At 48.9% G+C, this 850-nt stretch carries 1 protein-coding gene and 1 pseudogene; both read left to right on the top strand.

Annotated features, from left to right (window positions below; genetic code table 11):
* The coding region (locus ACTHUM_RS15765) for an alpha amylase C-terminal domain-containing protein (protein WP_440403388.1) at positions 1 to 373 on the top strand (373 nt) is incomplete at its 5' end.
* Between the two features lie 145 nt (positions 374 to 518).
* Positions 519 to 850: pseudogene (locus tag ACTHUM_RS15760) on the top strand (glycogen debranching protein GlgX); the annotation flags it as partial.

Here is an 850-nt window from a genome sequence, read left to right as displayed (position 1 = left end):
CTATAAAGACAACGCGCCGCTTTACCAATTAGACCAATGGCCTGAAGGCTTTGAGTGGCTGGTTGCCGATGACGGCGACAATTCCGTATTCGTTTTCGAGCGCCGCGACCGTGAAGGCAACCGCGTTATCGTCATCAGCAACTTCACGCCTGTAGTGCGCGAAGGCTACCGTTTTGGTGTGAATTCTGCCGGCGAATACCGCGAAATCCTCAATTCAGACGACCTGCATTACAAAGGCAGCGGCGTTTCTGCCGGCGCAATGGTGGAGACAGAAGAAGTTTGGTCGCATGGCAAACCAAACTCCCTGTCTGTTACCGTACCGCCGTTGGCAACCGTGTACCTGTATCAGGCGGCAGTCAAAGACGAAGCGTAAATCAACTTTGAGGGTGGGCATCATGTCTGCCTAATCAGCTGAAAATTAAAAGATAGTGATATCAATATGATTCAAGGCCGTCTGAAAGATTTTCAGACGGCCTTATATTGGACACGAAACCAAATACATACCAAGGAATCATTCTATGACTGCCAAATCATGGCATATCGAGGAAGGCAAGCCTTATCCCATGGGCGCGACCCTGACGAGCAAGGGCGCGAATTTCACCTTGTTTTCCATCAATGCCGAAAAGGTCGAATTGTGTCTGTTTGATAAGGATAAAGAAACCCGTTTGGAGATGCCTTCGCGGCGCGGTTCGGTATTTTACGGATTTGTGCCAGACGTTAAGGCAGGGCAGCGATACGGTTTTCGCGTGTATGGACGTGAAAACGCAGAATACGGCTCATGTTTTAATCCCAACAAATTGCTGATTGACCCGTATTCCAAAAAAATTGACGGCAAACCAAGCTACCGTAC

It is taken from the genome of Neisseria sp. P0021.S006, from assembly GCF_051956895.1.
Note: the sequence above shows the minus strand (reverse complement) of the source record. Positions and strands in the feature narration are given on the sequence as shown.